This window comes from Mycolicibacter senuensis (assembly GCF_003284925.1).
GTDB lineage: Bacteria > Actinomycetota > Actinomycetes > Mycobacteriales > Mycobacteriaceae > Mycobacterium > Mycobacterium algericum_A.
The window spans coordinates 24,645-39,687 of sequence record NZ_QMEX01000009.1 but is presented as its reverse complement, the minus strand read 5'-3'; the positions used below and the strand labels follow the sequence as shown (position 1 = coordinate 39,687).

At 66.9% G+C, this 15,043-nt stretch carries 11 protein-coding genes and 2 pseudogenes; 3 read left to right on the top strand and 10 right to left on the bottom strand.

What is annotated here, in order from left to right; all coding sequences use genetic code 11:
• Positions 1 to 48: 48 nt before the first annotated feature.
• Positions 49 to 492, bottom strand: coding sequence for an Hsp20/alpha crystallin family protein (locus DQP56_RS05150; RefSeq protein ID WP_112683935.1), 444 nt, complete (start codon positions 490 to 492; stop codon positions 49 to 51).
• A gap of 230 nt (positions 493 to 722) precedes the next feature.
• On the opposite strand from DQP56_RS05150, the gene nirB reads away from it, so the two are divergent.
• Positions 723 to 3,290 (top strand): nitrite reductase large subunit NirB, encoded by a 2,568-nt coding sequence (gene nirB, locus DQP56_RS05145; RefSeq protein ID WP_112683907.1) that lies wholly within the window; start codon positions 723 to 725, stop codon positions 3,288 to 3,290.
• The gene (gene nirD / locus DQP56_RS05140) at positions 3,287 to 3,652 is read left to right on the top strand and encodes a nitrite reductase small subunit NirD (RefSeq protein ID WP_112683906.1); all 366 of its coding nucleotides are present in this window, start codon (positions 3,287 to 3,289) and stop codon (positions 3,650 to 3,652) included. The genes nirB and nirD overlap by 4 nt, the downstream gene beginning before the upstream one ends.
• Here nirD and DQP56_RS05135 read toward each other — a convergent pair.
• The 6 genes and pseudogenes from DQP56_RS05135 to DQP56_RS05110 all read right to left on the bottom strand — a co-directional run bounded on the left by DQP56_RS05135 (position 3,649) and on the right by DQP56_RS05110 (position 10,433).
• Positions 3,649 to 4,788 (bottom strand): uroporphyrinogen-III synthase, encoded by a 1,140-nt coding sequence (locus DQP56_RS05135; protein WP_112683905.1) that lies wholly within the window; start codon positions 4,786 to 4,788, stop codon positions 3,649 to 3,651. The two genes, nirD and DQP56_RS05135, sit on opposite strands and share 4 nt — an antisense overlap.
• An 84-nt stretch (positions 4,789 to 4,872) precedes the next feature.
• The gene (locus DQP56_RS05130) at positions 4,873 to 6,264 is read right to left on the bottom strand and encodes a nitrate/nitrite transporter (protein WP_112683904.1); all 1,392 of its coding nucleotides are present in this window, start codon (positions 6,262 to 6,264) and stop codon (positions 4,873 to 4,875) included.
• A 185-nt stretch (positions 6,265 to 6,449) separates the two neighbouring features.
• Entirely contained in the window at positions 6,450 to 7,166 is a 717-nt protein-coding gene (locus tag DQP56_RS05125; protein WP_112683903.1) for a sirohydrochlorin chelatase, read from the bottom strand.
• Positions 7,163 to 7,474 (bottom strand): annotated as a pseudogene (locus tag DQP56_RS05120) (winged helix-turn-helix domain-containing protein); the annotation flags it as partial. The pseudogene DQP56_RS05120 and the gene DQP56_RS05125, both read right to left, overlap by 4 nt.
• 77 nt (positions 7,475 to 7,551) lie before the next feature.
• Complete coding sequence (locus tag DQP56_RS05115; protein ID WP_112683901.1) at positions 7,552 to 8,958, bottom strand: MFS transporter; 1,407 nt, start codon at positions 8,956 to 8,958, stop codon at positions 7,552 to 7,554.
• Positions 8,959 to 9,209: 251 nt separating this feature from the next.
• Positions 9,210 to 10,433: a sodium-dependent bicarbonate transport family permease gene (locus tag DQP56_RS05110; protein ID WP_112683900.1), complete on the bottom strand. Its 1,224-nt coding sequence runs from the start codon at positions 10,431 to 10,433 to the stop codon at positions 9,210 to 9,212.
• 612 nt (positions 10,434 to 11,045) lie between these two features.
• Between DQP56_RS05110 and DQP56_RS25170 the strand changes: the two are divergent.
• Positions 11,046 to 12,257 (top strand): annotated as a pseudogene (locus DQP56_RS25170) (SulP family inorganic anion transporter); the annotation flags it as partial.
• Positions 12,258 to 12,823: 566 nt separating this feature from the next.
• Here the strand turns inward: DQP56_RS25170 and DQP56_RS05100 are convergent.
• From DQP56_RS05100 to DQP56_RS05090, 3 genes are read right to left on the bottom strand one after another with little or no spacing between them, the layout of a single operon-like run.
• Positions 12,824 to 13,378, bottom strand: a complete 555-nt coding sequence (locus DQP56_RS05100; RefSeq protein ID WP_112683898.1) for a GNAT family N-acetyltransferase — start codon at positions 13,376 to 13,378, stop codon at positions 12,824 to 12,826.
• Between the two features lie 8 nt (positions 13,379 to 13,386).
• Positions 13,387 to 14,280, bottom strand: a complete 894-nt coding sequence (locus DQP56_RS05095) for a 5-oxoprolinase/urea amidolyase family protein (RefSeq protein WP_112683897.1) — start codon at positions 14,278 to 14,280, stop codon at positions 13,387 to 13,389.
• 12 nt (positions 14,281 to 14,292) lie between these two features.
• On the bottom strand, positions 14,293 to 14,961 hold the full coding sequence (locus DQP56_RS05090) for a 5-oxoprolinase subunit B family protein (protein ID WP_112683896.1): 669 nt from the start codon (positions 14,959 to 14,961) through the stop codon (positions 14,293 to 14,295).
• Positions 14,962 to 15,043: the final 82 nt, after the last annotated feature.

Sequence of the window (15,043 nt, the reverse complement as noted above, 5' to 3'; positions counted from 1 at the left end):
ACACCTGCTGCGTGCGGGGGGTTTCCGGGCAGCCTTGGCGGCTACGGCCTACTTGGTGATGGCGATCCGCTGCGGCTGGGCGCCCGCGTGGACGCCGGATACCCGGACGCTCAGCACGCCGGCGTCGTAGGACGCCGAGACGTCGTCGCCGGTGACGTGCCCCGGTACCGCGAACGACCGGCGGAAGGCGCCGTAGCGCACCTCTCGCAACGTGCGGTGGTCGTTGCCGGGGTCGGTCTCGGTGTGCTCGTCCCGACGCTCGCCGCGGATGACCAGACGGCCGCCGTCGAGTTCGACGGTCACGTCCTTCTCCACGTCAATGCCGGGGAGCTCCAGGCGGACCACAGCGTCGTCGCCGTCCTTGGTGATTTCCGCGGCGGGCCGGAAGCCGGCGGCGGGCGCCCGCCAGTCGTTGGCCGTGGCCGGGCCGAAGAAGTCGCGTACCCACCGGTCGGTGTCGAACGGGCGGGGCCACAGAGTCAAGGTGCTCATCGGTGTCACTACCTTTCATGGTCTTTCTTGGGTTGCTGCCGCGCCGGTCGGTACCGGCCCGTCATCGAGTAGAACTTGAGTTGACCACGCTAAAGTTCCGCGTTCGCCGACAGTGAACAAACCCGCGGTGCATTGACCCGGTGAACAGCCTCACAGCCACGTGAGCACACCGTCACACGGTTGTAACGCATGGCGATACTGCTGCAATATCGCCTTCCTAATCTCAGCGCATGGCCCCGATCGAAACGCCCCGCGCTGTCCGGGACCTCGTCGTGGTCGGCCACGGCATGGTCGGCCACCGGTTCGTGGAGGCGCTGCGCAGTCGGGCCGGCAGTGGAAGCTGGCGCGTCACCGTGCTCGCCGAGGAGTCCGACCCGGCCTATGACCGGGTCGGGCTGACGTCGTACACCGACGGTTGGGACCGTTCCCGGCTGGCGCTGCCGGGCAACGACTACGCCGGCGACGAGCAGGTCCGGTTGCTGCTCAAATCCCGGGTCACCGAGATCGATCGCGGCGCCAAGACGGTGCAGACCGCCAACGGCGACAGCTACCGCTACGACACCCTGGTGCTGGCGACCGGATCGCGGGCCTTCGTGCCGCCGGTGCCCGGCCATGATCTGCCGGGCTGCCACGTCTACCGCACCCTGGACGACCTCGACGGTATTCGCGCCGACATCGAATGCATATTGGAGGCTGGCGGCACCCGCGCCGGTGTGGTGATCGGCGGCGGACTGCTGGGCCTTGAGGCGGCCAATGCCCTGCGGGCATCCGGGATCGAACCGCACATCATCGAGATGGCGCCCCGGTTGATGCCGCAGCAGCTCGACGACGCCGGCGGCTCGTTGCTGGTCCGGATGATCTCCGATCTGGGCATCGCCGTCCATGTCGGGGTCGGCACGCAGGCCATCGAACGCCGCACCCACGAGCACCGGTCGCCCACGTTGATGGTGCGGCTCTCCGACGACACCGTGATCGAGGCCGGATTGGTGATCTTCGCCGCCGGGGTCCGCCCGCGCGACGAGCTGGCCCGCGAGGCCGGTCTGTCGATCGCCGAGCGCGCCGGCGTGCTCACGGACATCTCCTGTATGACCAGCGACGCCGATGTCTACGCGATCGGTGAGGTCGCCGCCATCGAGGGCGTCTGCTACGGCCTGGTCGGCCCCGGCTACACCAGCGCCGAAGTGGTCGCCGACCGACTGCTGGACGGTATGGCGGAATTCGGCGAGGCCGACATGTCCACCAAGCTCAAGCTGCTCGGTGTCGACGTGGCCAGCTTCGGCGATGCGATGGGCACGACCGAGAACTCGCTGTCAGTAGTGGTCAACGACCCGGTGAAGCGCACCTACGCCAAGCTGGTGCTCTCCGACGACGCCAAGACTCTGCTCGGCGGCATTCTCGTCGGAGACGCCACGTCCTACGGCGTGCTGCGCCCCATGGTCGGCGCCGAATTGCCCGGCGATCCGCTGGACCTGATCGCGCCGTCGGGTTCCGGCGGCGAGGGTAAGACGTCGTTGGGGATCGGTGCGCTGCCCGGGGCGGCGCAGATCTGTTCCTGCAACAACGTCACCAAGACCCAGCTGTGCGATGCGATCGCTGACGGCTGCTGCGACGTGCAGGCATTGAAGGACCGCACCAAGGCCGGCACCTCGTGCGGCTCCTGCATTCCGCTGCTCAAGGAGTTGCTGGTCGCCGAGGGTGTGGAGCAGTCGAAGGCGCTGTGCGAGCATTTCGCCCAGTCGCGCGCCGAACTCTTCCAGATCGTTCAGGTCACCGGGATCCGCACCTTCTCCGAACTGCTGCAGCGCTTCGGGACCGGCCACGGTTGCGACATCTGCAAACCGACCGTCGCCTCCATCCTGGCGTCCACCGGTTCCGAGCACATCCTGGAGGGCGAGCAGGCGGCACTGCAGGACTCCAATGACCACTTCCTGGCCAACATTCAGCGCAACGGCAGCTACTCGGTGGTTCCCCGGGTGCCCGGCGGTGAGATCAAGCCCGAGCACCTGATCCTGATCGGTCAGATCGCGCAGGAGTTCGGGCTCTACACCAAGATCACCGGCGGTCAGCGGATCGACATGTTCGGCGCCCGAGTGGATCAGCTGCCGGCCATCTGGCGCAAGCTGGTCGATGCCGGCATGGAATCCGGTCAGGCATACGGCAAGTCGCTGCGCACCGTGAAGAGCTGCGTGGGCAGTGACTGGTGCCGCTACGGGCAACAGGACTCCGTGAAGATGGCCGTCGATCTGGAACTGCGCTATCGGGGGCTACGTGCGCCGCACAAGATCAAGATGGGTGTGTCCGGCTGCGCGCGCGAATGCGCCGAGGCGCGGGGCAAGGACGTCGGCGTGATCGCCACTGAGGTGGGCTGGAACCTCTACGTCGGCGGCAACGGGGGGATGTCGCCCAAGCACGCCCAGCTGCTCGCCGCCGACCTCGACACCGAGACGGTGTTCCGTTACATCGACCGGTTCTTGATGTTCTACATCCGCACAGCGGATCGGCTGCAGCGCACCGCGCCCTGGGTCGAGTCGATCGAAGGCGGGCTCGACCACATCCGCGAGGTGGTCTGCGAGGACTCACTCGGGCTGGCCGAGGAGTTCGAGGCGGCGATGGCCCGCCACGTCGACAACTACACCGACGAATGGAAGGGGGTGCTCGACGACCCGGAGAAGCTGTCGCGGTTCGTGTCGTTCGTCAACGCCCCCGACGCCGAAGACCCCACCGTCGCGTTCACCGAGCGCGACGGCCGCAAAGTTCCCTTGCCGATCCCGGTACTGCGCACTGAGGAGGAATCATGATCACCACCACCATCTCGACATGGACCACCGCATGCCGGTACGACCAGCTCATCCCCGGCCTCGGCGTGGGCGTGCTGCTCGACAACGGCAAGCAGGCCGCGCTGTTCCGGCTCGACGACGGCTCGGTGCACGCGATCTGCAATGTCGACCCGTTCTTCCGGGCGGCTGTGCTGTCGCGGGGCATCGTGGGTGACCGCGGCGGCCGGCTCTCGGTCATTTCGCCGCTGAAGAAGCAGGCGTTCGCCTTCGACGACGGCAGTTGCCTGGACGACCCCCGCATCTCGGTGCGGGTGTACCCGACGCGGGTCGTGGATGGCTACGTGCAGATCGGCCTGACCGGGTCTGAGCGGGCCGTCGCTTAACCGCTCGCCTGGTCGACCGCCAGCCGGTAGCCACGCTTCACGACAGTGGCGATGATGTTCTTGTCGCCCAGTGTATTTCGTAGCCGCAGCACCGCCGTCTCCACTGCGTGCGTGCTGCGGCCGTTGCCCGGCAGGGCGTCGAGCAGGTCATCACGGGACACCACCTTGCCGGGATGACGAGCCAACGCGCGCAGCGTCGCCATCCCGGCGGGTGACACCGACTTGGCCACCCCGTCGACCATCACGCAACTGCTGCGAACCTCGATCCGGTGACCGGCGGCGTACACGGCGCGGGAGCGCAACCGGGGAAGCTGGTCCACGATGTGGCGAGCCAACGCCCCCAGCCGCATTCGCGGCGGTGACGACGTGGGGACACCGAGTTGCGTCAGCGGCCGGGCTGTCAGCGGACCCACGCACATCGCATGTACTTCCGACCGCAGCGCGCCGAGCAGCTCATCGGAGATGCCGAGCTCGACGGCGCGGGTGAGCGTGGCCATCACCGCCGCGGCCGAGGTGAAGCTGACGGCGTCGAACTGCCGTTGGGCGATCTCGGTCGTCAGCTGGTCGAACTCGCCACCGGGCCGGGCCGCCCGCCACCGGTAGACCCGAATGGGCGTCACTTCGGCTCCCGCACCACGGAGTCGGTCGAGTAGCTCGGGGGCCGGATCCCAGCCGCCGCTGGTGCCGTGCAGCTGGACCGCGATGCGGCAGCCGCCGACACCCGCGGCCCGCAGGTAGCCGAGCATCGCGGCCGAAGATTCGGATTCCGGCGACCACTCCTCGGGCAGGTCCGCCGCGCGCAGTGCGCCCACCGCCTTCGGTCCACGAGCGACGATCCGGGCGGTGTGCAACGCCTCGATGAGTTCGTCTGCCAGTCCCCACCCCTCGGCGGCAGCGATCCAGCCGCGGAAACCGATCGCGGTCGTCACCACCAGAATGTCGGGTGGTTGCGCGATCAGTTCCTCGGTACGCCGGTGTAATTCGTCGTCATCGGTGAGATCGACCATGTCGATCGCCGGTGCGGCACAGACGGTGGCCCCATGTCGCCGAAGCAGGGTGCAGAGCTCGTCGGCGCGACGCGACGAGGTCACCGCGACCCGGTAGCCGCTCAGCGCCGCGCGGTCCGGCCGGGTCATCTGACAGTCCCCGCAGCGCCGGAATGCGGTCGCCGCTCCGGGCACGCGCCGGCCCGGGTCGGTACCGTCGCGGTGGCGGCCACCTCAGGCCGGGGCCAGGGCGGTCCGGGCGGGTTGCGCGGTGAGGAGCGGGCTCCGCACGTATCTGAACCAGGTGATCCCGGCGGCGCCGACGTAGCCGGTCAAGAAGATCCAGAACGCCGTCGTGGCCGAACCACTGGACAGATATGACTGCCGCAGCGCCAGGTTGATCGCGACTCCGCCGAACGCCCCGATCGCCCCGGCGAAGCCGATCAACGCCCCCGACATGGCTCGCGACCACTGCCGCCGTTCGCCCTCACTGAGCCCCAGGGTATGACTGCGGGCTTCGAAGACCGACGGGATCATCTTGTAGACCGAGCCGTTGCCGATGCCGGAGACGATGAACAACGCCACGAAGCCGATGCCGTAGCCCACCATGGTGGCGGTGGTGGTCGGACCGCCCTGATGATCGGCCAGGGCGCTGACACCGACGAGCAGTCCCGCGGCCGCGAACATGCCACCGAATGCCGCCAGCGTGACCCGGCCACCGCCGAGCCGGTCGGCTATCCGGCCCCCGAATATCCGGGCCAGCGACCCCAAAAGCGGTCCCAGAAATGCGATTTGAGCGGCGTGCAGCGAGGCCTGCGAGGGGCTCTGACCGCTGCCCATGAAGCTGATCTGAAGAACCTGGCCGAAGGCGAACGAGAAGCCGATGAATGAGCCGAAGGTACCGATGTAGAGCAGGGCGATGATCCAGGTGTCGACCTCCGGCAGGATCGAGCGCATCGTGGACAGGTCGACCTTGTGGTTGTCCAGGTTGTCCATGAACAACGCCGCGCAGATCCCGGTCACCGCCAGGAACACCAGATAGACCGCGCATACCCAGTACGGCTGCCGGTTGCCCGCGGTGGCCAGCACGACCAACCCGATCAACTGGATCAGCGGCACGCCCAGGTTGCCTCCGCCGGCGTTGACCGCCAGCGCCCAGCCCTTGAGCCGGTTCGGGTAGAAGGCATTCACATTGGTCATCGAGGCGGCGAAATTACCGCCACCGAGGCCGGTCAGGGCAGCGCACATCAGATAAGGCCACAGCGGCAGTCCCGGGTGCGCCAGCAGCGCCGTCATCGCCACCGTCGGGATCAACAGCACGAGCGCGGAGAAGACCGTCCAGTTGCGGCCGCCGAATGTCGCGGTCGCCAGCGAGTAGGGGATACGCAATGCACCGCCGGCCAGGGTCGCGGTGGCCGCCAGCAGGAACTTGTCACCGGCGGTGAAGCCGTACACCGATTCGGGCATGAACAGCACCATCACCGACCAGATGGACCAGATCGAGAAGCCGACGTGTTCGGCGACCGTCGACCAGATCAGGTTGCGGCGGGCGATCTTGTCGTTTCCGGCCGCCCAGGCCACGGTGTCTTCGGGATCCCAGTCAGTGAGGAGGTGTGAACGAGCCATGTGGATAACGTAGGAACGTTTCGTTACCGGAAAGCTGCACCGCATGTCCCCCCGGTGAACTTCTGCTCACGGCCCCGTCGTTCGGGTGTGAGACGCCATTGCTCGCGACGGTCGGCGACAGGTTCAGTGGCCCGATCGCACCCATCGCGGTCACTCGGGCAGCCTCCCGGCGAATGCGAACGTTGCTACCGGCTGTCGCCGAAACGCCCTGATCCCACCGCGATCGGGGTCAGGGCGGTGATGAATCGATCAGCTACGATCCTGGCGACACCGGGGTGGGCGCCCAGCGGTTCGGTCACCAGGTCCGCACCGGCGTCGTGCAGTCGCCGCTGAAACAGCCCGTCCGCCAACAGATAAGAAGCGACCACCACTCGGGTCGCTCCCCGGCGGCGCGCCGTGGCGACTGCGTCGGTCACGGTGGGGCCGCCGATGGCGGCGAACGCCGTCTCGACGGGCGAGCCGAGCAACCGCGACAGCATTCGAGCGGCCTGGACCAGGTCGGCGCGCGCCATCGGGTCCGATGAACCGGCCGCCGCCAGGATCACCGCATCCCCGGCCCGCCACCCCGATTCGACCAGCAGCGAGGCGACCACTGCGGCAACCCGGGGATCCGGTCCCAGCGCGGGCGTCAGCGTCACATCCGGGTGCCCACTGGCCAGGACATGCGTAGGCACGTCAACACCGACGTGGTAACCGCGGGCCAGAAAGGCCGGGACGACGACTGCCGGGCGGCCGGTCGCGGCTTCAGCGGAAAGGAGCTCACCCGGCGTGGGTCCGAGCACGTCGACGAACGCCACCCGCACCGGCCGGGCCAGTAGCGCGCCGACCCGTTCGGCAAGCTCGCTGATCATCACCACACCCTCGGGCCGGCGGGTTCCGTGTGCCACCAGGATCGGGATCATGCGGCCCCCGACTGCTGGTCGACCGCGAGCCGGTAGCCGCGCTTGACAACTGTGGCAACGATCTGGCTGTCGCCCAACGCGGTTCGCAGCCGAAGCACCGCGGTGTCCACCGCGTGCGTGTTGCTTCCCTGCCCGGGCAGTGCTTGCAGCAACGTGTCGCGAGCCACGACGGCACCAGGCTGGTGCGCCAGCACCCGCAGGGTGGCCAGGCCGGCAGGAGACACCGGCTTGACCATCCCGTCGACGAAGACCCGGTCGTCCGCAATCTCGATGAGGTGACCGGCCGCCTGAACGGTGTTCATGTATAAGGTTTAACGGCAGCGGATTTCACCTGTGTTACCGGCCGATTTCCAAACCGTTGCCCCGGGTCGGACCGCGATCTCGGTCACGCCGACACCGTTTCGGTGTCACGAGGGGACGCGGCGGTGGTCGCGGCCGGCATCCGGGGCGGGCGACGGACATACCGCACCCAGGTCAATGCGGCTGCCGCACAATACGCTGCGAGAAAGATCCAGAAGGCGGGCGTTTCGCTGCCCGTGCTCGCGTAGGCCTGTCGCAACGTCAGATTGATGGCCACCCCGCCGAGCGCGCCGACCGCCGTGGCGAAGCCGATCAAAGCGCCGGAATGCGAACGCGCCCAGTGCCGACGTTCGGTTTCGGTGCGCTCCAGTGACCGGCTGCGGGCCTCGAAGATCGACGGGATCATCTTCAGCACCGATCCGTTGCCCATCCCGGCCAGGATGAACAGCACCATGAATGCGGTGATGTAGAGCATGATCGTGGAGGAGGTCACCGAACCCGGGGTGCGGTCGTCGATGGTGCTGGTGATCGCCAATACCGTTGCGGCCAACAACATTCCGATGAAGACGACGAAGGTGACCCGTCCGCCGCCCCGCCGGTCGGCCACCCGGCCACCGTAGATACGGGACAAGGCGCCCAACAGCGGTCCCAGGAAGGCGATCCGGGCGGCGTACAGCGAGGCCTCGGCGGGACTGTGGCCGATCTCCTCGAACGTGACATGCAGCACTTGGGCGAACGCGAAGGCGAAGCCGATGAACGAGCCGAAAGCCGCGCAGTACAGCGCCGAGATGACCCAGCTGTCGGGGACCGACAGGATCGACCGGATACTGCCCACCTCTTCGGCGCCGTGGTCGAGATTGTCCATCCGCAGGGCCGCACCGATGCCTACCAGCGCGAGCAGCACCAGATAGACAGCGCAGACGAGCTCCGGCTTGGTGTTGCCGGCGGTGGCCAGCACCAGCAGGCCGACCAGCTGAATGGCGGCCACCCCGAGGTTGCCGATGCCGCCGCACAGCCCGAGCGCGACGCCTTTGAGGCGTTGCGGATAGAAGGCGTCCACGTTGGCCAGCGACGCCGCGTAGTTGCCGCCGCCCAGCCCGGTCAGGGCCGCGCACACCAGATACATCCACAATGGCTGACCCGGGTTGACCAGCAACAACAGCGTGCCGACGGTGGGTATCAGCAGGATCAACGAGGAGAACACCGCCCAGTCGCGACCGCCGAACTTGGCGGTGGCCGACACGTAGGGAATCCGCGCACCCGCACCGACCAGGGTGGCGACTGCCGCCAGCAGCAGTTTGTCGCCCGGCGTTATGCCGTAAACCGACTCCGGCATGAACAGCACGACCACCGACCACAGTGACCAGATGGAGAAGGCGACGTGCATGGTCGCCGTCGACCAGATCAGGTTGCGCCGGGCGACGGCCCTATTGCCGTTCTCCCAGGCCGCGCAGTCCTCCGGATCGAATTCGCTGATGTGGGCGGGCGTCATTGACATCTCCTCGTGCTCGGAGCCACCGTCGCACCGTGCTGCGCACCGCGGCGGGTCACCGTGCGAACATACTCAGCTGAACTGGCAAGTTTCGGTGGAGAAGCTGTAAAAGCCTTGGAGTGCAAGCGGGCTGACGCCCGCGGGTTGGCCACAATGGGTCGAAGAAGTGGCTTGCGTCACGTACTGGCGGATTGCACAGCAGATTTCGCCGGCGTCAAGTAACGAATCGCTGCCGGCCGAACCGGCCTCGATCAGCTGAGCGGCAGCCAGCTGTTGACGGCATGAGCGATCTGCAGGTACAGCGGAATGCCGATGGTCACGTTGTAGGAGAACGTCAGTCCCAGCGAAGCCGCGAGCGGCACCGTCGGACTGGCTTCAGGAATCGCGATTCGTTGCACCGCGGGGACGGCGATATACGACGCCGCGCCGCACAGCACGGCGAAGAGCGCGTAGCTGCCCATCTCAAAGTGGGTGCCGGTGAGCTGCGCGTAGGTGTGGATGATGAGTATTCCTGCTGTCGCAAAGAGATTCGGCGCCAACAGCCCGAACACGATCAACCCGCGGCCGGCGGCCCGCAGGTCCTTGAGTTTGCGCGACGCTGTCATCCCCATCTCGAGCAGGAACAGGCCCAGGATGCCCTGGAACGCCGTTACGAACACGTGGTCGGCGTCTGCGATGACCGCCGGGCCCTGCAGGCGGCTGATGAAGCCGATGATGATCCCGCCGAAGAGCAGGTACAGCCCCGGGTTGAGCAGTACTTCACGCAGCAGCGGTGCGCTGACCGGTGCGGGCGCCGCCGGCACCGGATCGGCAACGGCCGGATCGGGATGCGCGCGCTTCTCCAGTGAGACATGCAGTTCCTCCTCGGCGTCCAGTTGGCGTGCGGTCACGGGTTGCGGTGCGCTCAACTGCGCGGCGGTGACCAACTCGGGGCGGGCCTGTGGGTTGTACCCGGGTTCGTCGGGCATGTTTCCCAGCGGGTCCATGCCGCGCTCACGCAACCGCGCCACCAGCAGCAGCGCCACGATGCAGCCCGGGATCTCCATGATGGCCAGCATCACCGGCATGTAGGCGTCGAAGGCGATGTCCAATGCGGCCAGTACCCCCAGGCAGGTGGCGAACGTGCCCGCCGAATCTGATCCGTAGTAGCCGGCCACCGTGGCCCGGTCGACACGTCGCATCCGAGTCGTCCGGGACAGCATCCCGTAGGCGACGAAGCCGATGATCAGGTTGGTCAGGAAGCCCACCACGATGAAACCGAGGACACTGCCGATGCTCGACCCGTCGATGGTGGCGAGCTCCTGGCCGCCGCGCCAGCCGATTGCCAGCAGCAGGTACAAGGTCAAGCCCTGGTAGAGCGCATAGGGGAATTCGAACTGGACTTTGAGTACCGGGATCAGGAAACCCATGTAGAAGAAGAGCAGCAGGGGCTTGAAGAGGTTGTGGGTGAAGTTGTGCCAGAACTCAAGCAGCATGGCGTCTCCCGTGTCGATGGCCGGAGCCGCGTCAGACTACGCCGTGGGGCTGCCTGAAGCTGCTGTGGCGGGCTAGGCATTTGCTGTGCGGTCTGTGGCCGGAAGAAACACGGCTGGTGGGACGTCCTCCTGCCCTATTCCGAGATCTTGAAACGTCAGAGCTGCTAGTTTGCTGTGAAGGTAGTTGCCAAGCCTCTGGGAAGGCGCCGATGGTGCCCCGTCTTAGCCCCAGCTGGGGGATAATGGCCGCCCCGAACGTCACCGACCGCTGATAACCCCGCGTTGGCCAACCGTCAACAGTCGGGAGCTGCGCATGTCAACCGGTGTATTCGGCAACGGCCACCGTGATGACCCGGTGCCCATCGAGCCGACGCCGTCGCGTCCCGGTTCGAGATTCATCGCGGTATGGGCCCGGCGATTCGGCGTTCACGTTTGCAGCGCGGATGTCAGGGTGACTGCGTAGAAGTGGCGGACGCTGGGGGAAGGGCTACCATGCGAGTGTTCGTCCCGCCCCAAACTGCCTCGTCCTGTCATTGAGTCGGATCCACGCTGCACCAGTTCCGGCAGCGCTTTACCCCAACCGTTTTGAGCCGCTGCCGAGAGACCTGATCCATGCAACAGAGCCTGACCGTTCCGGTCGAGAAGCCTCGCAATGGCGTGGCCGGTCTCAAGCACTGGCGCTACGATCTGCGGTCGGGTTTTACGGTGGCCATGATCTCGCTGCCGTTCTCGATGGGAATCGCGATCACCTCGGGCGCGCCGCCGATCTGCGGGATCGTATCGGCGATCATCGCCGGTTTTGTCCTGCCGTTCCTGGGCGGCTCGTATGTGACCATCAGCGGCCCGGCGGCGGGACTGGCGCCGGCCCTGTTCGCCGGCATGATCATGCTGGGAGAGGTCCGCCTGGGCGACGACGCCTCGGAATCCGAGTTGCTTGCGGTGGGTTACCCCCTGGTTCTGGTAGCCATCGCCCTTGCGGGCGTGGTGCAGGTGATCCTTGCCAGGTTGAAGGTGGCCCGCTTGAGCGCCATCTTCCCGGCCGCGGCCATTCAGGGCATGTTGTGCGCGATCGGCCTGATGATCATCGCCAAGCAGATCCCGCTGTTCCTGGGTGTCACATTCGAGGCCCGCGAATTCTGGGCGATCCTGGGCGAAGTGCCCAGCCGTGTCGGGTCGATGAACCCTGCGGTCTTCGGCCTGGGGGTCGGCTGCCTGGCGGGACTTTTCGTGCTGACGGCGATTTCTGGGCGGCTGCTGAAGGTCATGCCGCCACCGGTCTGGGTGTTCGTCGCCGGCACGCTCGCCAGCGTATTCATCCTGAAGCTGGACGAGCACTACCTGATCAACGTCCCAGGTTCGCTCATGGACGGGGTGGTCCTACCCGAGTTCGGAACGGCGTTCGCCCATCCCGAACTATGGCTGCCGCTGGTCTATCTGGTCGTCACCCTGGTCTTGATCGACGGGACCGAGTCCCTGGCGACGATCGCGGCAGTGGACAAGATCGACCCGTTTCGTCGCCGTTCCGACCCGGATCGGACCCTGCTGGCCATGGGCGCGTCTAACGTCGCATCCAGCGCGCTCGGTGGCTTGACCATCATCCCCGGCATGGTCAAGAGCACGGCCAATATCATGGGCGGCGGCCGCACCCAGTGGGCCAACTTCTACAACGCCTGTTTCCTGCTGGTGTTCGTGCTGCTGTGCACCGACCTGATCAACCTGGTCCCTTTGACGGTGTTGGCCGCCGTCTTGGTGTTCATCGGCTACAAACTGTGTAGGCCCGCGGTTTGGCTCAATGCCGCCCGGGTAGGGACGGAGCAGTTCGTCGTCTTCGCGACCACTGTGCTCGTGACGGTGACGACGGATCTGCTCATCGGTATTTTCGCCGGCGTCGCCGCGGAATTGATACTGAATCTCTGGTTGGTGGGCCTTTGGCACACGGTGCGCAACGGCTCGGATTCGGCCAAGCCGAACCTTGTCGGCCGCTTCCTCGGTCTGTTCCGCAATCCGGTGTCGCGACGGGAATTCGATGACGGTGTCTACCACCTGTACCTGGATGGTTCGCTGGTGTGTTTCAACCTGTTCCACGTAATTCGGGAGTTGGGGCAGCTGCCGCAGGATACCCGGGCGGTACACCTGCACTTGAGCTTGCGCGTGCCCCTGGTCGATCACACGACAAATGGATCCCTTCGTTCGTTCCTGGAGGAGTTCAGCGGCCAAGGCCAGAGTCCGACGCTGGTGATCGAGGGATGGGACCACATGCGGCCGCTCTCCAAACACGAGACGAGCACCCGAATCGCCCTGGCCGGCCTCGAGGAGTTAGGGAGCCCTCACGCAACGGATTTACGGGCCCCCGCTCCACGGGAAACATCAGGAGATGCCGAATCTCCTCGCTACCAGACGCCGCCGTCACGCCAGTCGCAGGCCAGGTCTGAGGTGGTGTCCAGGTCGACCTCTATTGGCATCACAAAAACGGTGCCGTCCGCTTCGGGGGTCCGCTGCGGCCCGGTCGGAGACAGCACCGACGTCGGCCCGCGCCACGGCAGCCAACCGCGCGAACTGTAGATCCGCCGGCTGATCTCGGCCGAACTGAGCGCACCGACTTCGAAGGCGCCCCGGATCACCTGTTCGCAGGCATCCAACACCGCAGTCGCCAAGCCTTTGCCCCGGTGGTCCTCGGCGACCGCGACCGCCTCCACGTAGCCGCAACGCAGCGATCTGCCGCGGTACAGCAGGTGGCGCCGGACCACTGCACCGTGGGCGATAAGGATGCCGCGGCGCCAGATGAGGGCGTGCATACCGCCGAGCGCGTGCTGCCAGTGGCCGCCGGGGGGCGCGTCACCGGAGGCTCCGAAGGCGCGGTCGACCAGTTGGCGGGCACCGCGACGGGTGTCGTCGTCCAGATCGGAGGTGTGGATCAGGCGTGCGGTGTTGACCTGGCCGAACACCCGCCGGCCTACCAGCTCGAGTGGTCGGACGGATGGTGACGCGGACGCGACCAGTGCATCCGCACGGTCTGTCCGGGCCTGATCTGCCCCAGCGTGTCGATGTCCTCCTCGACCACCACACCGACCACCGGGTAGGCGCCGGTGACCGGGTGGTCCGGGCCGAGGATGATCGGGAAACCGTTCGGTGGAACCTGGATAGCGCCGCGATCGGCGCCCTCGGCGGGTAGCTGCCGTTCCGGCCACCGGTACTCCAGCGGCATCCCCACCAGCCGCATCCCGACACGGTCACTGCGGTTGGTGACCAGCCAGTTGGTGCGCACCATGACGTCGGGGTCGACGAACCAATCATCGCGGGGGCCGGGGGTCACCCGCAGCTCGACTACGTCGTCGGGGATCGTCGCCACCGGTGCCTGGTCGATCTCCGGATAGTCGCCGGTTCGTTCGCCGATCTGCAGTACATCGCCGTCGCGCAACGGTGCCGGGCCGATCGCGGCCATCACGTCGTAGCTGCGCGAGCCCAGTACGGGGGTGACCTCGATGCCCCCGCGTACCGCGAGGTAGGTTCGCAGGCCGGACCGGGGGGTGCCCAGTGAGATCAGCTGTCCGTCGTGGACGCGCTGAATACTGTTGGTGCCGAAGGTAACACCGTCGACTTCTGGATCGGTGTCGGCGCCGGTGACCGCGATGTCGACATCGCCGTCGTGAACGCGCGCGGCGAATCCGCCGAACGCGACCTCGATGGTGGCCCGATCGTCGGGATTGGCCACCAGACGGTTGGCCAGCTGGTGCGACCGGCGATCGGCGGCACCGGACCGGGTGACACCCAGATGGCCCAGCCCGGTCCGGCCCAGGTCCTCGACCAAGGCCAGCGGGCCGGTACGCAGTATCTCCAACGTGGTCATGTCATCCTCCCGTCACACGGCCCGGAATTGCACCGTCAGGCCCGGTGTCAGCAGCGCCGGGTTGGGCCGTTGCAGGTCCCACAGCACCGCGTCCGTGCGACCGATCAACTGCCAGCCGCCCGGCCACTGGCGCGGGTAGACGCCGCTGAACTGTCCGGCCAGCGCCACCGAGCCGGCCGGAACGGTGTCGCGCAAGTCGGCGCGGCGCGGCACTTCCAGCCGCGGGTCGCCGCCGATCAGGTAGGCGAAGCCCGGTGTGGAGCCGCCGAATCCGACCCGCCACGGCGTCGTGGTGTGAGCGTTGATCACCTGGGCGACGGTCAAGCCGGTACGCTCGGCCACCTCGGCGAGGTCGGCGCCGTCGTAGACCACGTCGATCACCACATCGATGGCGGCATCATGCGCGGTGGGTTCGAGCTCGCCCGGTTCGACGGTCAGTTTGGCCAGCCGTCGCCGCACGGTTGCCTGGTAACCGGGCGCGGCCAGTTTCACGAAGACGGTGTGCGACGCCGGGATGATGTCGACCACCCCGGGCAGCGCTTCGGCGGTCAGGGCCCGCAAGGCTGAGGTCCATGCCAGCACGTCGGCGGTCCGGTCGAACTGCAACAGCAGCGCGCAGTCGCCGTAGTCGAGGATGCTGTCGGCCTGGGTGTGATTCGTGAAATCCAGTGTCGCGCTCATGCCCCCGACCGTAGTCGCGGAAAGTGAGCTAGGCCACATTTCTGGCGGCTATGCCAGAGGCGTCTTACCGAATACGCAGAGT

Excerpts from the sequence above, each read along its gene's own strand:
- DQP56_RS05150 (WP_112683935.1), bottom strand. The coding sequence starts at position 492 with ATGAGCACCTTGACTCTGTGGCCCCGCCCGTTCGACACCGACCGGTGG.
- nirB (WP_112683907.1), top strand. The coding sequence starts at position 723 with ATGGCCCCGATCGAAACGCCCCGCGCTGTCCGGGACCTCGTCGTGGTC.
- nirD (WP_112683906.1), top strand. The coding sequence starts at position 3,287 with ATGATCACCACCACCATCTCGACATGGACCACCGCATGCCGGTACGAC.
- DQP56_RS05135 (WP_112683905.1), bottom strand. The coding sequence starts at position 4,788 with ATGACCCGGCCGGACCGCGCGGCGCTGAGCGGCTACCGGGTCGCGGTG.
- DQP56_RS05130 (WP_112683904.1), bottom strand. The coding sequence starts at position 6,264 with ATGGCTCGTTCACACCTCCTCACTGACTGGGATCCCGAAGACACCGTG.
- DQP56_RS05125 (WP_112683903.1), bottom strand. The coding sequence starts at position 7,166 with ATGATCCCGATCCTGGTGGCACACGGAACCCGCCGGCCCGAGGGTGTG.
- DQP56_RS05115 (WP_112683901.1), bottom strand. The coding sequence starts at position 8,958 with ATGACGCCCGCCCACATCAGCGAATTCGATCCGGAGGACTGCGCGGCC.
- DQP56_RS05110 (WP_112683900.1), bottom strand. The coding sequence starts at position 10,433 with ATGCTGCTTGAGTTCTGGCACAACTTCACCCACAACCTCTTCAAGCCC.
- DQP56_RS05095 (WP_112683897.1), bottom strand. The coding sequence starts at position 14,280 with ATGACCACGTTGGAGATACTGCGTACCGGCCCGCTGGCCTTGGTCGAG.
- DQP56_RS05090 (WP_112683896.1), bottom strand. The coding sequence starts at position 14,961 with ATGAGCGCGACACTGGATTTCACGAATCACACCCAGGCCGACAGCATC.